This window comes from Streptomyces sp. S.PB5 (assembly GCF_030403745.1).
GTDB lineage: Bacteria > Actinomycetota > Actinomycetes > Streptomycetales > Streptomycetaceae > Streptomyces.
On the sequence record NZ_JAQMWP010000002.1, the window covers coordinates 164,593 to 179,662 of the forward strand.

The window sequence follows — 15,070 nt, forward strand, 5'->3', positions numbered from 1 at the left end:
GCTGTGGGAGTCGACGGGCCCGGGAGGCCCGTCGGCTGTACCACGGCCTCCCGCTCTCCCCACACACCTCTCGATGTCAGGAACTCCCGTGCGCGACTCGACCGCGGCCGTTGAGGCGGAGGATCAGGAATCCCCCGGTGCTCCGCCCCGCTTCCGCCTCATCTTCGCCGCTCTGATGGCCGCGATGCTGCTCGCGTCCCTCGACCAGACGATCGTCAGTACGGCCCTGCCGACCATCGTGGGCGAGTTGCACGGCGTGCGGCACATGTCGTGGGTGACCACCGCGTACATCCTGGCGGCCACCATCGCGATGCCGGTCTACGGCCGTCTCGGTGACCTCATCGGCCGCAAGGCACTGTTCCTCGGCGCTATCGGCGCGTTTCTCCTCGGCTCCGTGATCGCGGGGGCGGCTCAGGGCATGACCGCGCTGATCATCGGCAGGGGCGTGCAGGGGCTGGGCGGAGGCGGGTTGATGATCACCTCGCAGGCGATCGTCGCCGACCTCGTACCACCTCGCGAGCGTGCGAGGTACATGGCGCCGATCGGGGCGGTGTTCGGCCTCTCCTCCGTCGCCGGGCCGCTGCTCGGCGGCTGGTTCACCGACGGCATCGGCTGGCGCTGGGCCTTCTGGATCAACCTGCCGGTCGGTGTCCTGGCCCTCGCCGTCGGTGTGTTCGCCCTGCGTCTGCCGCGCAGGGCCGGCCGGGTCACCTTCGACTTGTGCGGCTTCCTGCTCATGGCGGCCGCGGTGACCTGCACGGTGCTGGTCGCGGACTGGGGCGGCACGGACTACGCCTGGTCCGACCCGCTCGTTCTCGGCCTGGCCGCCGGTGGTGTGCTGGCCTGGGCGTTCTTCTTGCTCTCCCAGCGCCGGACCGCGGGGTCCCGGCGCCGCAGGCCGGAGCCGGTCATCCCGCTGTGGCTGTTCCGCAGCCGGATCTTCGTCATCGCCACGCTGATCAGCCTGCTCGTCGTCGGTGTCGGCTTGTTCGCGATCGTCGGCTACCTGCCGACGTATCTGCAGATGGTCTACGGCGTGAGCGCCACCGAGTCCGGGCTGCTGCTCCTGCCGATGATCGTCGGCATGTTCCTCTCCGCGGGCCCGTCCGGACGGGCGATGAGCGCGACGGGGCGCTACAAGAATTTCCCGATCGCGGGCACGGTCCTCGTGGGTGTCGCCGCTCTGCATCTGTCGACCCTGGACGTCCGGACCTCGCTGGTGCTCGTCTGTTTCTATGTGTTCGGGCTGGGCGCCGGCCTCGGCCTGGTGATGCAGCCGCTGGTCCTGGCCGTGCAGAACGACTTCCCGTACACGGACGTGGGCACCGCGACCTCCGCCCACAGCTTCTTCCGCGAGATCGGTGCCACTCTCGGCATCGCGGCCGTCGGCGCGATGTTCACCCACCGCCTCACGGAACGGCTCGGTGCTGCCGCCGAGGGGGCGGTCGGCGACACCCAGTCCCTCACCCCGGCCCTCGTCCGCGCGCTGCCCGAGAAGGTCCGGGACACCGTGGTCCTCGCCTATCAGGACGCCCTGACACCGGTGTTCCGCTACCTGGTCCCGGTGTTCGCGCTCAGCCTCGTACTCGCCTTCCTCCTCCCGGAGAGGAAGCTCGCGACGGAGAACCAAGCCGAATCCGGCGGAACGCCCGGCCGGCACCGGTCCGGCCGACCGGAGGCGACCCCGACCCGGCGCTGAGCTCCTCGCTCGACCCACTTCGGCAAGCCGTTCATCGGCAGGCAAACGGCTCCCGACCTCACAGGCCGGCTTCCTCCAGCAGTCCGGCGTACGCGCGGTGGAGGCCGGCCACGGACGCCTCGTCCGCGAGGTCGTAGTCCTCGCCCTCTCTCGCGTCGCCGCTGACGAGCCGGCTCATCGTGACCTCGGTCCGGTCGACGGACACGGGACGGTCGCTCCCCGGTCACCCCCGACGACATCCAGCACGCCCCGCGCCTCGTCCAGGGCAGGCGAATCACCAGCGCATACGGGGCCTGACGCGGGCGAGGTGAGCATCGCCTTGAGGATGCGTTGCAGCGCAACGCGGTCCTGGGGGTGACCCTCGCCAACCTGCGGTCGTGCTCCGCCGCGAGGGCCGCAAGTGCCCGATCGCGTGCTTGCGGCCCTCGTCGGTCAGTACGAGCCGGTGACGCCGCAGGTCCGCCTCGTCGATCTCGTGGCGGATGAGGCAACCTGGCTCGGTCGCTGTCGCTCGCGACGGCTGGGAACCGTCGTCCCGGCGCCCCGACGAACGTGTTGGCGGTGCCGGTCGAGGACACCGCACCCCGGCACGCCGCCCTGCGACGCCACACCATGCTCGACTCGTTCTCGACCAATAGCACAATCCGTCCCACTCGGAGTGACAGCGATGACGCCGACGTTTGAACCCGCACGCGAAACAGAGCCCCTGCACATCGCGAAGAAGTACATCTCCTGCTACAACGCCCAGAACTACGACGAGTTGACCACGATCCTGCACCCGAGGTCGTTCCGGTTCTCCCACCACAATCGCGGCGTCTACGCCGAGTCCGCGGCCGAGTTCGTGGACCTGCTGCGCCGCATGGGCGCCGAGGTCTTCCCGGACCGCCGTTTCACCGCGATCCGCAGCGCGCACGTCTTCGACGATGTCGTCCTGCTGGACACCAGGTGGAGCGGCCGGCCGATTGTCACCGTCCCCGGCCGGTTCGAGGCGGGCACGGAGCTGATCATGTACATCAAGTCGTTGATCGTGGTCAATGACGGTGTCATCAGCGAGATCCGCGACCACAACTGACATTCAGCCACCTCGCCAACCGTTCCCCGCGGCTAGCCGCGGGAGTCCTTGCCGACGGTCTCGGCGGCCTTGATCGATTGGAAGTCGGTGACGGTCGCGCCCGCTCCGGCGGACACATCCGTGACCAGCTCCGCAATCGCGGCTGCCGGGAGATGGGCCGATCGCCCCTGAAGTGTTCATTGCTGTCCCGCCGGATCAAGCGGCTTCTGGCAGGACGTAGCCGTGGGCGACGTCGCGGCGTTCGGCGGGACGGGCTGTGCGGCAGATCAGTCTCCGGGGCATTCTGCTGCTCTTGCATGGAACGTGGTCTCGGCCGTGCTGGCGAACCTGTTCATGCACTACGCGTTCGACCTCTGGCTCACCCGGACCTGTCCGGGCATCCAGTCCGAACGCTATGAAGAAGTCGGGCTGCGACTGCACCCCGACAAGACCCGGATTGTGTACTGCAAGGACGGGAAACGGCGCGGCTCCTCCGAGCACACGTCGTTCACCTTCCTCGGATACACCTTCCGAGCCCGCTCGGCGTAGAACAGGAACGGAGTGGTCTTCACCGACTTCCTGCCCGCGATCAGCAAGGACGCCCTGAAGAAGATCAGCCGTGAAGTCCGCTCATGGCGGCTCCACATGCGGATGCACCTCACCTTCTTCGAACTCGCGCGACGGATCGACCCCAGTGTGCGCGGCTGGATGCAGTACTTCGCGGAGTTCTACCGCTCCGAACTGCATCGTCTGGGCATGGACTCCGACGTTCTAGTGATCAAGATGGCAAGAGCCGTGTAACGGGAGACCGTTACGCACGGTTCTGTGGGAGCCCGGGGGCGACATTCCCCCGGGCGACCCGACCACTCAGGCCCAAGCCCAGATGGAGACGGCTGTTCATGTCGACCTCGAACCGGCCGTAAGGCGAAAGCGCGAGCGCCTGAACTGCGCCGCACGCCGCCTCGACCGCTTTCAAAGCACTCCCGGATGTCGCCCTGGCGGTCGCACTGGGAGGGGACTGCCTAGCCTGCGGGCAGGCATCGGTCGGGGGCCGCGCCCGCCTGGCGTATCGCCGTGGCGGAATGGCTCTGCGGTTCTGAGCGTGCGCCGGCTCCAGGGCCGGAAAGGGACCCCAGCCGTTCGCACGGCTGGGGTCGCGATCACCGTCTGATCAGGCGGGTCAGCGCTGCAGCGTGAGCAGGCCCGGCCGGTACGGCAGATCTATGTAGGAGGTGCCCGGCGGGACGTCGGGGGACAGGCCCTGGTAGAGGAACTGCAGGTTGCAGGGGTCGATGGTCATGGTCTGGTCGGGGTTGTTGCGGACGAGGTCGCCGTGGCTGATGTCGTTGGTCCAGGTGGCGCCGCTGTTGGCCTTGCCGGCGAAGGGGTTGGACTCGGTGGCGGCCTGCGGGGTCCACGGGCCGTTCAGGCTGGTGGCGGTGAAGGAGCGGAAGAAGCGCTGCTCGCTCGCCCCGCGGGCCTCGACGATCATGAGGTACTGGTTCTGGCCCTGGACCTTGTAGACCTCCGGCGCCTCGAACAGGTTCTTGACCGTGTCGGTCATGACCGTCGTGTATGACGAGCCGAAGCTGCCGGGGAAGTTGCCGATCGGCATGGTCGACTTGTAGATCTTGCCGTTGTCACCGGCGAAGAACATGTGCATGTTCTGGCCGTCGGCGATCATGGTCGGGTCGATCGCGCTGCCGTCGGAGAGGCTGCCGGTGAACAGCGGCTGCGCCGCGGACCAGCCGTTGGGGTTGGTGGGGTCGCTGGAGGTGCGGTAGACGAAGGGCCACTGGGTGCCCCACCCGTTCGAGGTCAGCACCCAGATGTTCTTGGGCGCGAAGTAGAACAGCTTGGGAGCCACCGCGCCCTGGCTCATGGCGGTCTGGCCGGCCGAGGCCATGTCCGACCAGTTCGTGAAGGGGCTGAAGCCCATCGAGTGCCAGTTGCCGTCGGCGTAGGTCGCGTAGACCAGGTGCTTGCCGTTGTAGGTCGTGGTGGTGAAGTCCTTCAGCGCGCGCCACCCGTTGGCCGGCTGCGCCAGCGGACCGGTCGAGCTCCACCGGTACGTCGACGGAAGAGGGCACGAGTTGGACGAGCCGGACAGGCCGGTCCACTTCTGGTTGTTGCTGCCGGTGCAGTTCCAGAGCTGCACCGCTGTGCCGTTGGCCGTGGCGTTGCCCGACACGTCCAGGCACAGTCCGGACTCCACGGCGACGATCGTGCCGTCGGGGTTCGCCCGCCACTGCTGGTTCGTACCGCCGTTGCAGGACCAGATCACCGGGCGGGTGCCGGCCGTGGTGGCGTGGCCCGGGACGTCCAGGCACTTGTTGCCGTACACGGTGAGCTGGTTGCTGTCCGTCAGCGTCCACTGCTGGTTGGTGCCGCCGTGGCAGTCCCAGATCTGCACGTTCGTGCCGTCCGTCTGGGCGGCGCCCGACACATCGAGACATCGGTCGGAGGCAACGCCTCGCACGGCGCTGGTGGTTGCCGCCTGAGCCGGGCCGGCGATGAGCATCGCGCCCAAGAAGGCCAGGGCCCCGACCGTGGCGGCGAGCACCACGGGCAGAGGTTTGCGGCGGGAAGTGCGTCTGAGCATGGGGAACCTCGTCATCCTTGAGCGAGCGGTTCGGGCGGCCTCGTCGGAAGCTGTGCGATTACCGACGCGATGCGGCTCAAGCGGCGCGTTCGGTATATCGGACACAGGTCGGAGTATCGATCAAGCTGAGATGATGAGAGAGTCGACGATCGGCGTCAATAGTTCTCACACGGTTCGCACACCGGAACATTCGCTGGGCTTGTGCCGAGAGAAGCCCCGAAAAGATTTTCCGGCGCGAGGCAACCCTTTGCGGGGGCTGTGGCAACTAGGGGGCGGATCTGGTCAGTTCCGGTGGCCGGGATCCGGATTTCCTCCGATGAACAGCGTGCAAGGAGAGCCTCCCTCCATGAACACCCCCACGAACGGCGGGCGCCGCGGGCGTCACCGCCGCCGCTGGACCGCTACCGGTCTGATGCTCGGCGTGCCCGCCGTCCTCGTGCCGTACCTCCTCTACGCACAGGAGGACTCGCAGGCCGCGACGGTCGACGGCACCGCCTACTACCGGCTGGTCTCGGTGCGCAGCGGCAAGGTGCTGGACGTCAACGGCTTCTCCACCGCCGATGGCACGCGTATCCAGCAGTGGACCGATCAGAACACCGCCAACCAGCAGTGGCGGCTGAAGTCCATCGGGGACGGCTACTACGAGCTGGTGAACCGCAACAGCGGCAAGGTGCTGGGTATAGCGGACAATTCCACCGCTCAGAGGGCTGTTGCCGAGCAGCAGACCGACAGCTCCGCCACCTCCCAGGAGTGGCGGATCGACGAGGTGAGCGGCGCCGACGCCGTCACCTTCACCTCCCGCAGGAGCGGCCAGGTCCTGGACGTTTCCGGGGGGTCCACGGACCAGGGCGCGGCCGTCATCCAGTATCCGGGCACGGGCGGCACCAACCAGCAGTGGAAGCTGGTGAAGGTGGCCGAGACCCAGGCGTCCGGGTCGGACGGGGAGCAGACGACGGCCGGGTCCGGGCCGTATGTCTGGAAGAACACCCAGGTGGTGGGCGGCGGTTACGTCACCGGGCTGGTGTTCAACCAGAAGGAGAAGGGCCTGCTGTACGCGCGCACCGACATGGGTGGCGCCTACCGCTGGGACACCGGGGCCGAGCAGTGGATCCCGCTGACCGACTGGCTCGGCGAGAAGGACTGGAACCTGCTGGGCATCGACTCGCTGGCCACCGACCCCGTCGACCCCAAGCGGCTCTACCTCGGGACGGGCACCTACACCAACGAGTGGGCGGGCAACGGCGCGATCCTGCGCTCCACCGACCAGGGCCGCACCTTCCAGCGCACCGATCTGCCGTTCAAGCTGGGCGCCAACGAACCCGGCCGCGGCACGGGCGAACGGCTCGTGGTCAACCCCGCGGACAACAGCACCCTGCTGCTGGGCACCCGCAAGAACGGCCTGTGGCGCAGCACCGACCACGGCGCGACCTGGAAGCAGGTCTCCTCGTTCCCCGTCAAGGACGGGGCGGGCAGCGGCGCGGGCATCTCCTTCGTGACGTACGGCAAGGCCGGCAGCAACACGGTCTACGTCGGCGTCAACGACAAGGGCACCTCCCTGTACCGCTCCACCGACGGCGGCAGCAGCTGGCAGGCCGTTGCCGGGCAGCCCACCGGCCAGATGCCGCACCACGGTGTGGTCTCCGGTGACGGCTCGCTGTACCTGTCCTACAGCAACAGCATCGGCCCCATGGACGCGACGGCGGGCTCGGTGTGGAAGTACACCCCGAACTCCGGGGCGTGGAAGAACATCTCCCCCTCCAGCGGCAGTTACGGGTTCTCCGGTCTGGCCGTCGACCCGCAGAAGCCCTCCACGGTGATGGTCACCACCCTCGACCGCTGGTGGCCCGAGGACGAGATCTACCGCACCACCGACGGCGGTACGACCTGGAAGGCGCTGGCGGAGAAGTCGGCGCGGGACGCCTCCGGCGCGCCGTACGTCGGCACCCACACCGGGCACTGGATGACCGCGCTGACCATCGACCCGTTCAACTCCGGGCATGTGCTGTACGGCACCGGCAACGGCATCTGGCGCAGCAAGGACGCGAACGCCTCCGACAGCGGAGGCACCAGCCACTGGGTCGCCGGAGCCCGCGGGCTGGAGGAGACCTCGCTGATGGACGCGATCGCCCCGCCCGGCGGCGCCACCGTCATCACCTCCATGGGCGACCAGGGCGGCTTCCGCCACGACTCCCTGACCGAGGTGCCCTCCGGGCGGCTGAAGAGCCCGCTGATGAACAACAGCACCGACATCGACTTCGCCCAGTCCAAGCCCTCGGTGATGGTCCGCGTCGGCACGGGCGACACGGGCGACGGCGGCTACTCCACCGACGGCGGCAGCACCTGGAACGCCTTCAAGGCGGAACCGGTCGCCGGCGCGAGCAGCGGCCGCATCGCGCTCGCCGCGGACGGCTCCACCATCGTGTGGACCGAGGTCGGCCAGGCCCCCTACCGCTCGACCGACATGGGAGCGAGCTGGTCGAAGGTCAGCGGGCTGGGCACCGACGCCGTGGTCGTCGCCGACCGTTCCTCGGCAGGCACCTTCTACTCCCTGTCCGGCGGGAAGCTCTTCGCCAGCACCGACGGCGGCGCGACCTTCACCGCCCGCGCCACGGGCCTGCCCTCCGGCAAGCTCACCGCCGTCCCCGGCGTCAGCGGCGACCTGTGGATCTCCGGCGGCGACAGGGGGCTGCTGCACTCCACTGACGGCGGCCGCACCTTCACCACCCTCAGCACGGTGAAGTCGGCCTCCGCCCTCGGCTTCGGCAAGGCCAAGCCGGGCACCAGCTACCAGGCCCTCTACCTGATCGGCACCGTCGACAACGTCACCGGAGTCTTCCGCTCCACCGACAAGGGCGCCACCTGGCTCCGCGTCAACGACGACGCCCACCAGTGGGGCGGCATCGGCAGCCTCGGCGTGATCACCGGCGACCCCGACACCTTCGGGCGCGTCTACATCGGCACCAACGGACGCGGCCTGCAGTACGGCGAGCCGTCGTCCTGACCCGGACACCCCCCACGGCGGGGCCGCAGGCGAAGCGCCTGCGGCCCCGTTTTCCGTGCGCGAAGGGCATTGCGCTCTCCCGTAATACGGCCCTTGGGCGGGCGGAAGTGCCAAGGGCGGTGCCGCCCTGACGAAGGCGGCACGCGGCCTCCCTCGCCGATGCCACCGGGGACGTTCAACCGCCCGGTGCCTGCGGCGAGATGCAAAAGAGAGGAACCCCAGCCGGTGCACGGCTGGGGTTCCTCTCGGTGGTGAGGGAGGGTCGATCAGGCGGTTCAGCGCTTCAGGGTGAGGACGCCGGGACGGTACGGCAGGTTGTCGTACGAGGTGCCGGGCGGAGTGTCGGGGGACTTGCCCTGGTAGAGGAACTGCAGGTTGCAGGGGTCGATGGTCATGGTCTGGTCGGGGTTGTTGCGGACCAGGTCGCCGTGACTGATGTCGTTGGTCCAGGTGGCGCCGCTGTTGGCCTTGCCGGCGAAGGGGTTGGACTCGGTGGCGGCCTGCGGGGTCCACGGGCCGTTCAGGCTGGTGGCGGTGAAGGAGCGGAAGAAGCGCTGCTCGCTCGCCCCGCGGGCCTCGACGATCATGAGGTACTGGTTCTGGCCCTGGACCTTGTAGACCTGCGGTGCCTCGAACAGGTTCTTGACCGTGTCGCTCATGACGGTCGTGTACGAGGAGCCGAAGCTGCCGGGGAAGTTCCCGATCGGCATGCTCGACTTGTAGATCTTGCCGTTGTCACCGGCGAAGAACATGTGCATGTTCTTGTCGTCGGCGATCAGGGTCTGGTCGATCGGGCCGGTGGGGGAGTCGGAGCCGGGGATGCTGCCGGTGAACAGCGCCTGCGGCGCGGACCAGCCGTTGGGGTCGGTGGGGTCGCTGGAGGTGCGGTAGCTGAAGGGCGACGCACCCCACTGGTACGCCAGCACCCAGATCTTCTTGGGCGCGAAGTAGAACAGCGTGGGCGCCACCGTCTTCTGGCTCATACCGGTCTGGCGGGCCGAGGCCATGTCCGACCAGTTGGTGAAGGGGCTGAACGCCATCGAGCCGTAGGACGATCCCGAGTAGTTCGACCCGTAGACCAGGTGCTTGCCGTTGTAGGTCACGGTGGTGAAGTCCTTCAGCGAGGCCCACCCGTTCGCCGGCTGCGCCAGCGCGCCCGTCGAGGTCCACCGGTACGTCGACGGAAGAGCACACGTGTTGCTCGTCGGCGCCGCGGTCAGCTGGAAGTTCCAGCGCTGGTTGGCGCCGCCGCCGTTGGAGTCCCAGATCTGGACGGGAGTGCCGTTGGCGGTCTTGCCGCCGGGGATCTCCAGCGCCCGGCCGCTGGCGACGTTGGTCAGCGTGTAGGAGCCGTCGCTGTTCCGGCCGGCCTTCCAGCGCTGGTGGGCGCCGCCGTTGGCGTCCCAGACCAGCATTCTCGTGCCGTTGGCCGTCTGGCCTGCCGGCTCGTCCAGTACCCGGCCGCTGGCGACGTTGGTCAGCGTGTAGGAGCCGTCGCTGTTCTTGCCGGCCCGCCACTGCTGGTTGGAGGCGCCGCTGGCGTCCCACACCTGGAGCGGGGTGCCGTTGCCGTTCTGTCCCGCGGGCTGGTCGAGAACGCGTCCGGCGGCAGCGTTGGAGAGCGTGTAGACGGCTCCGGAAGTGATCTCCCCGGCCTGCGTGCCGCCGCTGCCGGTGCTACCGCCGCTTCCGGTGCCGCCCAGGGCGGTGAGCACCGCGCTGTAGGCGGGCTTCTTGTTGCCGGCCGCGTCGAACAGCAGAGCGTTCTCGCCGGTGCGCCAGGAGTCGCTGTCGCGGATGCCCCACACCGTGATGCCCGTGCAGCGAGCGACGTTCATGCACGCCTTGACGGCGTTGGTGTACGCGGTGGCAGACGCCTGGGCGATGTCGAGCTCGGTGATCTGGACGTCCACGCCGAGCGCGGCGAAGTTGGCCAGGGTGGTCTGGAAGCTGGCCGGCGGGCCGCTGCTCGCGAAGTGGCTCTGGAGGCCGACGCAGTCGATGGGCACACCGCGGGACTTGAAGTCCTTGACCATCTTGTAGACGCCCTGGGTCTTGGCGTCGGACCAGTTCTCGATGTTGTAGTCGTTGTAGCAGAGCTTGGCGGAGGGGTCGACGTTCCGGGCGGTGCGGAAGGCCTCCTCGATGAAGCCGTCGCCCAGCACGTCCTGGAACACGGAGCTGCGGTGCTGGCCGCTGCCGCCGTCGGCGAAGGCCTCGTTGACCACGTCCCAGGCGTAGATCTTGCCCTTGTAGTGGGTCATCGTCTGGGTGATGTGGTTCTTCATCACCGTGCGCAGGGTGCCTGCGTCGGTGATGGACTTGACCCAGGCGGGCAGCTGGGAGTGCCAGACCAGGGTGTGGCCGCGCAGGCGCTGGCCGTGCGCGGCGGCGTGACTGACGATCGAGTCGGCGGCGGCGAAGGTGAACGACCCGCGGGAGGGTTCGATGGCGTCCCACTTCATCTCGTTCTCCGGGGTGATCATCTTGAATTCCCGGTCGAGAATGGCGGAGTACGTGGAGTCGCCGAGCCTGCCCGCGGCGACTGCCGTGCCGAAGTAGCGGCCGCTACCGGCCGCCGCGTCGGCGGCCGTGGTCGGTGCGGCGGCGTCCGGCGTGAGTGCGGCCAAGGCGACCAGTGGTACGGCGGCACCCGCGGCGGCGAGAACCACGGAGACGGCGATCACACGGCGGGTCGCCGGACGGCGGCGATGAGAGCGGTTCTGATCTGACAACGCATGTCCTTCTGGCACAGCGGGCCCTGATCCGGCCCCGGATACCTGTCGGTTGCCGCCACGCACACAAAGGTTGCCGCGATCGAGGGAAGATTTTTCACCGCCGTCGCCAGGAGGCGGACTTCCGCCAGGCCGCTGTCCGTCCGCACGCCGAGCAGGCCACCGGCACCAGCCCGGACGTACGCCGCCTTCACCGGGTCGGGACGAACCCTCCCCGGACCGACGCGGAGCCGCCCGAAGCCTGCGCATCGACGCGGTAGCCGTCGCCCGCGGCACTGCGGGCGTCGGTGCCGTTGTTGAACTGCGCGGCGAACTCATGGCTCCCGGCCGGCACGGTCAGGCCCGGCTTGAGGACCCAGCGGTAGACCAGCGCGCCGCCGGCCTCCTGGACGGTGACGGTGAAGTCACCGCTCGGGAGGGTCTGCCAGGTACCGGTGTTCTTCGCCCTGCCGGTCTGCACGATCCGGATCTCGACCGTGAGCGAGGTGAGGGGCTGGGTCGTCTTGAGGGCGAGGTTGCTCTGCGTCCAGTAGACGGTGCTCTGCGGGTCCAGCGAGCCGGCTGACCACAGGGGCCCGTTCTGGCTCTCGCCGGCGGCCGACTGCGATGGACTGCTGGCCGACGGAGTGGGGCGCACGCTGCCAGGGGTGGTGGCCGGGGGCGGCGCGACAGGGGTGGGGCGGGCCGATGTCGGGTGCGGGGAGCTGACGGTCGGGGACGGGGTGGCAGGCGTGGTCACGGTGGGCGACGGCGACGAGTTGGCGACGATGGCCGCGACGGCGAGGCCGCCGGTCGCCAGGATGCCGGTGGCGGCGAGCCCGGCGAGGGCGACCCTGGTCCCGGACCTCGCGAACGGTCGCGCGCGGTGACGGACGGCGGGGCCGGCCATGCCGCGTTCCACCCGGGCCAGCATCCGCGCGCGGTCGGGCTGGTGGGCCTCGGCGGCCTCGCGCAGCCGACGGTCGATCTCCTCGTTCACCGGTTCCTCCTTCCTGGCACCAGGTCCCCGGCCGCTCGTGCGCCCAGTATCCTTTCCAGCTCGGCCATTCCCTTCGAGGTCTGGCTCTTCACCGTCCCGACCGATATGCCCAGCGCCGCCGCCGTGTCCTTCTCCGACAGGTCGAAGGCGTGTCGCAGCACCACGCAGGCGCGCTTGCGGAACGGCAGCCGGGCGAGCGCCGCGCGGACGTCCAGCACGGCCGCCACGTCCGGCCCCTCCACCTTCTCCGGACTGCGGGACCAGAACTGCATGATCCGGCGTCGCTCCCGCACCGCGCTGCGGATCCGTCCCCGCGCCAGGTTGGCCACCACACCGCGGGCGTAGGCGAGCGGGTGGTCGGCCTGCCGCAACCGGTCCCAGCGCTGCCACAGGGCGACCAGGGCATCCGCCGCGAGGTCGTCCGCCGCGTCGGTCTCACCGGTCAGGAGGTGTGCCAGACGGGCGAGCTCGGCATAGTGGCGTTCGAAGAATTCGTGGAACTCCGCGGACGCGTCATCGAGGACCATCCCTCGGTCGCCCTCTCCCAGCCATGATGTGCGCGTTGGTTGCGCCTTTAACAACAACGGGGGCGCAGCATAACAGCGGCCGGCCCGGGCCGGCCGACCGGGCAACGGCGGCTGTCCTGGGTGGAGAACGGCGGCGAGTTGGCCTCGCCTGGTGATGCCGAGGCGGGGGTAGACGCGGTACAGGTGCGACCCGACAGTGCGGTGGGAGAGGAACAGCCGTTCGGCGATCCGGCGGTTGGTCAGCCCTGGGGACCTGGACTCGGGCGGTGAACTCGGGCGGTCCCGCAATGAGAGTCCGAGCCTCGTCGGCTTGGTCCGCCACGGCCCATCCCTGTCCCGGCTGCCCACCGGAACCGCCACGGACATCAGCACCTGAGCTTCAGCGCGCCCCACGACGACGACCCGGGAAGCAGGCTGGTCAGAGGTCCTGCCTCAATCACGCCGAGGTATGAGTGTCCAGGCCGTCATGAGGGCCGATGCGGGAGAGCTCGGCACCGTCGGGTCCCAGGACCACGACTCACTTCCCGCCCGAGGCGCACTTTGACGCAACCGATCCACGGGGCGGAGGCGAGGGAACGTGGAGGGGCGACCCTGCGAGTAAGGCTGAGGACACCCCCGCCGCTGCGCACATCGAGTACATCGACGGTGACCGGACCGTCTCCTGGGCCGCTGCTGCCCCCCACGTACCGCCACCGCTCGCCGAACCACTCCACGAGCGCAATGTGCTCGCGCCTCCGCAGTGCCCCCGGACGCCACACGATCCAGATCGCCCCTACACCGGCAGCGGCGTCCACATCGGCCGACACCACATTCAGCACGCGCCGCGGGATCCACCACGGCTGCGGCGCATCCCCCGCCAGCCCTCGCCGCGCCACGCCCCGCAGAAATGTCTCCCACCGGGGTCCCGTCCGTACGGCCTCTCCCCATGCCCGCATGCGCCTGCGATACCCGGCGTGCGAGAGCATCAAGCCCGAAGGAAGCCCGAGGGACCTACGGCTGCACCTGGCCTGGCCCACCCGCCTCTGCCGCCCGCAGCCGCTGGGCCGCCGTGTCGCCGCGTCGGGCGACCGGGACGACGCCCGTTGCGGCGGCAAGGCCGTATGCGGGCATGTCGTCGTACACCGATTCGTAGGAGCCTGCCGGGACGATGAACGTCTCGTGCCAGATGCCCACGTGTCCCTTCCCGGCGCGTGCTCGTCGGTTGAAGTCGGTCCATGCGGGGCGGTGCTCCTTGTCCTGTTGGTGGGCGTAGGCGAGGAGCCGTTCCTTGTCGGTCCAGTACTGGACGACGTAGAACTCCCGGAGGCCGCCGTAGAGCACCTTGTAGCCGAGCAGCCCGCTGCCCTTTTCCCGTGACAGCTCGCGCAGCATTCGTGGCATCGACCTGAAGGCCGGAAACCAACTGGAGAATGCCAGGAATCGATTGATGCGCAGCCCGATGTGGAAGACGACGACATCGCCTTCGGAGGCGGAGGTCTGACGGCCCGGAACTACTTTCTCGGACATGGATCTCCTCTTTTTCAGGGTCGGACGAACGAGCGGGATGTCGTGCGAATCACCCAGAAGTGGATCACCAGTCCGATGCCCCAGCCCAGAATCGACCACAAGGGCCAGAAGAAGACGTCGGGTGTGAGGATTCCCCACAGGATCACTTGGGCCACATTGGCGATCACGTACCAGAGGAGGTGGATCCGCAGGCCCCATTTCATGGCCTTTTCGCTTTTGTGCATCACGCCTCCTGGGTGTCCTGCGCGGCTGTTTCGATGAGGGCCACCGTCGCGCCCGGACGGGAGACGAAGACCATGTGCGAGGCATCCTCGACCACCTGGGTCCGCGCGCCGGAGCGCTGGGCCATGAACTCCTGTGTCGCCGGCGGGATGATCCTGTCGGCGCCGCTGATCAGGTTGTAGGCCGGGATCGTGTGCCAGGCCTGCGGGCCGGCGGCGGGCTCGCCCAGGGCGGCGCCGGTGGCCGGGCGTTGGGTGATCGAGTAGAGGGCGGCTTCCGTTGCCGACACGTCGGCCGCGAAGTGGGAGTGGAAGACCCTGGGGTCGATGTAGAGATCGACCTGTCCGTCGGGCAGCGGCACGGGTTTGAGGGATTCACCCACCGTGCTGCCCGGGAACTTCTCGACCAGTGCCTGCGCGCTCTCGCCCGTCTCCGGCACGAACGCCGCCAGGTAGACCAGTGCCTTCACGTTCGCGTTTCCCGCGGCGGCAGCGGAGATGACCGCACCGCCGTAGGAGTGCCCGACCAGAACGACCGGTCCCTCGATGCTGTCCAGCAGTGCCCTGACATTGGCCGCGTCAAAGGCGAGGCCCCGCAGCGGATTCGGCGCGGCGACCACCGAATAGCCGTCGGCGACAAGCCGCTTGGTGACGTCGTTGAATCCGCTGCTGTCGGCAAAGGCTCCGTGCACGAGCACGATCGTCGGTTTCCCGCTCACCATGGACCAACCTCTCCTCGGATGACGGCC

General features: G+C 68.8%; 13 protein-coding genes and 1 pseudogene. 5 read left to right on the plus strand and 9 right to left on the minus strand.

Annotated elements, in window-relative coordinates:
* Nucleotides 1–88 precede the first annotated feature (88 nt).
* Complete coding sequence (locus tag PH203_RS05605; RefSeq protein WP_289917043.1) at nucleotides 89–1,699, plus strand: MDR family MFS transporter; 1,611 nt, start codon at nucleotides 89–91, stop codon at nucleotides 1,697–1,699.
* A 58-nt stretch (nucleotides 1,700–1,757) separates the two neighbouring features.
* On the opposite strand, the gene PH203_RS05610 is transcribed toward PH203_RS05605, so the two are convergent.
* Nucleotides 1,758–1,904: a hypothetical protein gene (locus tag PH203_RS05610; protein ID WP_289917045.1), complete on the minus strand. Its 147-nt coding sequence runs from the start codon at nucleotides 1,902–1,904 to the stop codon at nucleotides 1,758–1,760.
* Between the two features lie 462 nt (nucleotides 1,905–2,366).
* On the opposite strand from PH203_RS05610, the gene PH203_RS05615 reads away from it, so the two are divergent.
* The 3 genes from PH203_RS05615 to PH203_RS05625 all read left to right on the plus strand — a co-directional run bounded on the left by PH203_RS05615 (nucleotide 2,367) and on the right by PH203_RS05625 (nucleotide 3,551).
* Entirely contained in the window at nucleotides 2,367–2,771 is a 405-nt protein-coding gene (locus PH203_RS05615; protein WP_289917047.1) for a hypothetical protein, read from the plus strand.
* Between the two features lie 222 nt (nucleotides 2,772–2,993).
* Complete coding sequence (locus PH203_RS05620) at nucleotides 2,994–3,299, plus strand: hypothetical protein (RefSeq protein WP_289917052.1); 306 nt, start codon at nucleotides 2,994–2,996, stop codon at nucleotides 3,297–3,299.
* Between the two features lie 12 nt (nucleotides 3,300–3,311).
* Entirely contained in the window at nucleotides 3,312–3,551 is a 240-nt protein-coding gene (locus tag PH203_RS05625; protein WP_289917054.1) for a group II intron maturase-specific domain-containing protein, read from the plus strand.
* 379 nt (nucleotides 3,552–3,930) lie between these two features.
* Here PH203_RS05625 and PH203_RS05630 read toward each other — a convergent pair whose 3' ends face one another.
* Complete coding sequence (locus tag PH203_RS05630; RefSeq protein WP_289917056.1) at nucleotides 3,931–5,352, minus strand: non-reducing end alpha-L-arabinofuranosidase family hydrolase; 1,422 nt, start codon at nucleotides 5,350–5,352, stop codon at nucleotides 3,931–3,933.
* A gap of 346 nt (nucleotides 5,353–5,698) precedes the next feature.
* Here PH203_RS05630 and PH203_RS05635 point away from each other — a divergent pair, with 346 nt between their 5' ends.
* Nucleotides 5,699–8,353, plus strand: a complete 2,655-nt coding sequence (locus PH203_RS05635; protein WP_289917059.1) for an RICIN domain-containing protein — start codon at nucleotides 5,699–5,701, stop codon at nucleotides 8,351–8,353.
* A 275-nt stretch (nucleotides 8,354–8,628) separates the two neighbouring features.
* Here PH203_RS05635 and PH203_RS05640 read toward each other — a convergent pair whose 3' ends face one another.
* The 7 genes and pseudogenes from PH203_RS05640 to PH203_RS05665 all read right to left on the minus strand — a co-directional run bounded on the left by PH203_RS05640 (nucleotide 8,629) and on the right by PH203_RS05665 (nucleotide 15,043).
* Nucleotides 8,629–11,040, minus strand: a complete 2,412-nt coding sequence (locus PH203_RS05640) for a non-reducing end alpha-L-arabinofuranosidase family hydrolase (RefSeq protein WP_289918235.1) — start codon at nucleotides 11,038–11,040, stop codon at nucleotides 8,629–8,631.
* Between the two features lie 238 nt (nucleotides 11,041–11,278).
* Nucleotides 11,279–12,067: a hypothetical protein gene (locus tag PH203_RS05645; RefSeq protein WP_289917062.1), complete on the minus strand. Its 789-nt coding sequence runs from the start codon at nucleotides 12,065–12,067 to the stop codon at nucleotides 11,279–11,281.
* Complete coding sequence (locus tag PH203_RS05650) at nucleotides 12,064–12,594, minus strand: SigE family RNA polymerase sigma factor (protein ID WP_289917064.1); 531 nt, start codon at nucleotides 12,592–12,594, stop codon at nucleotides 12,064–12,066. The genes PH203_RS05645 and PH203_RS05650 overlap by 4 nt, the downstream gene beginning before the upstream one ends.
* A gap of 183 nt (nucleotides 12,595–12,777) precedes the next feature.
* Nucleotides 12,778–12,960, minus strand: a pseudogene (locus tag PH203_RS49615) (hypothetical protein); the annotation flags it as partial.
* Between the two features lie 624 nt (nucleotides 12,961–13,584).
* Nucleotides 13,585–14,100 carry a DUF4188 domain-containing protein gene (locus tag PH203_RS05655; RefSeq protein ID WP_289917066.1) on the minus strand — a complete coding sequence of 172 codons (516 nt, stop codon included), beginning with the start codon at nucleotides 14,098–14,100 and terminating at the stop codon, nucleotides 13,585–13,587.
* 14 nt (nucleotides 14,101–14,114) lie between these two features.
* Nucleotides 14,115–14,324, minus strand: a complete 210-nt coding sequence (locus PH203_RS05660; protein WP_289917067.1) for a 2TM domain-containing protein — start codon at nucleotides 14,322–14,324, stop codon at nucleotides 14,115–14,117.
* On the minus strand, nucleotides 14,324–15,043 hold the full coding sequence (locus PH203_RS05665; protein WP_289917070.1) for an alpha/beta hydrolase: 720 nt from the start codon (nucleotides 15,041–15,043) through the stop codon (nucleotides 14,324–14,326). Before PH203_RS05665 ends, PH203_RS05660 begins: the two co-directional genes overlap by 1 nt.
* Nucleotides 15,044–15,070 lie beyond the last annotated feature (27 nt).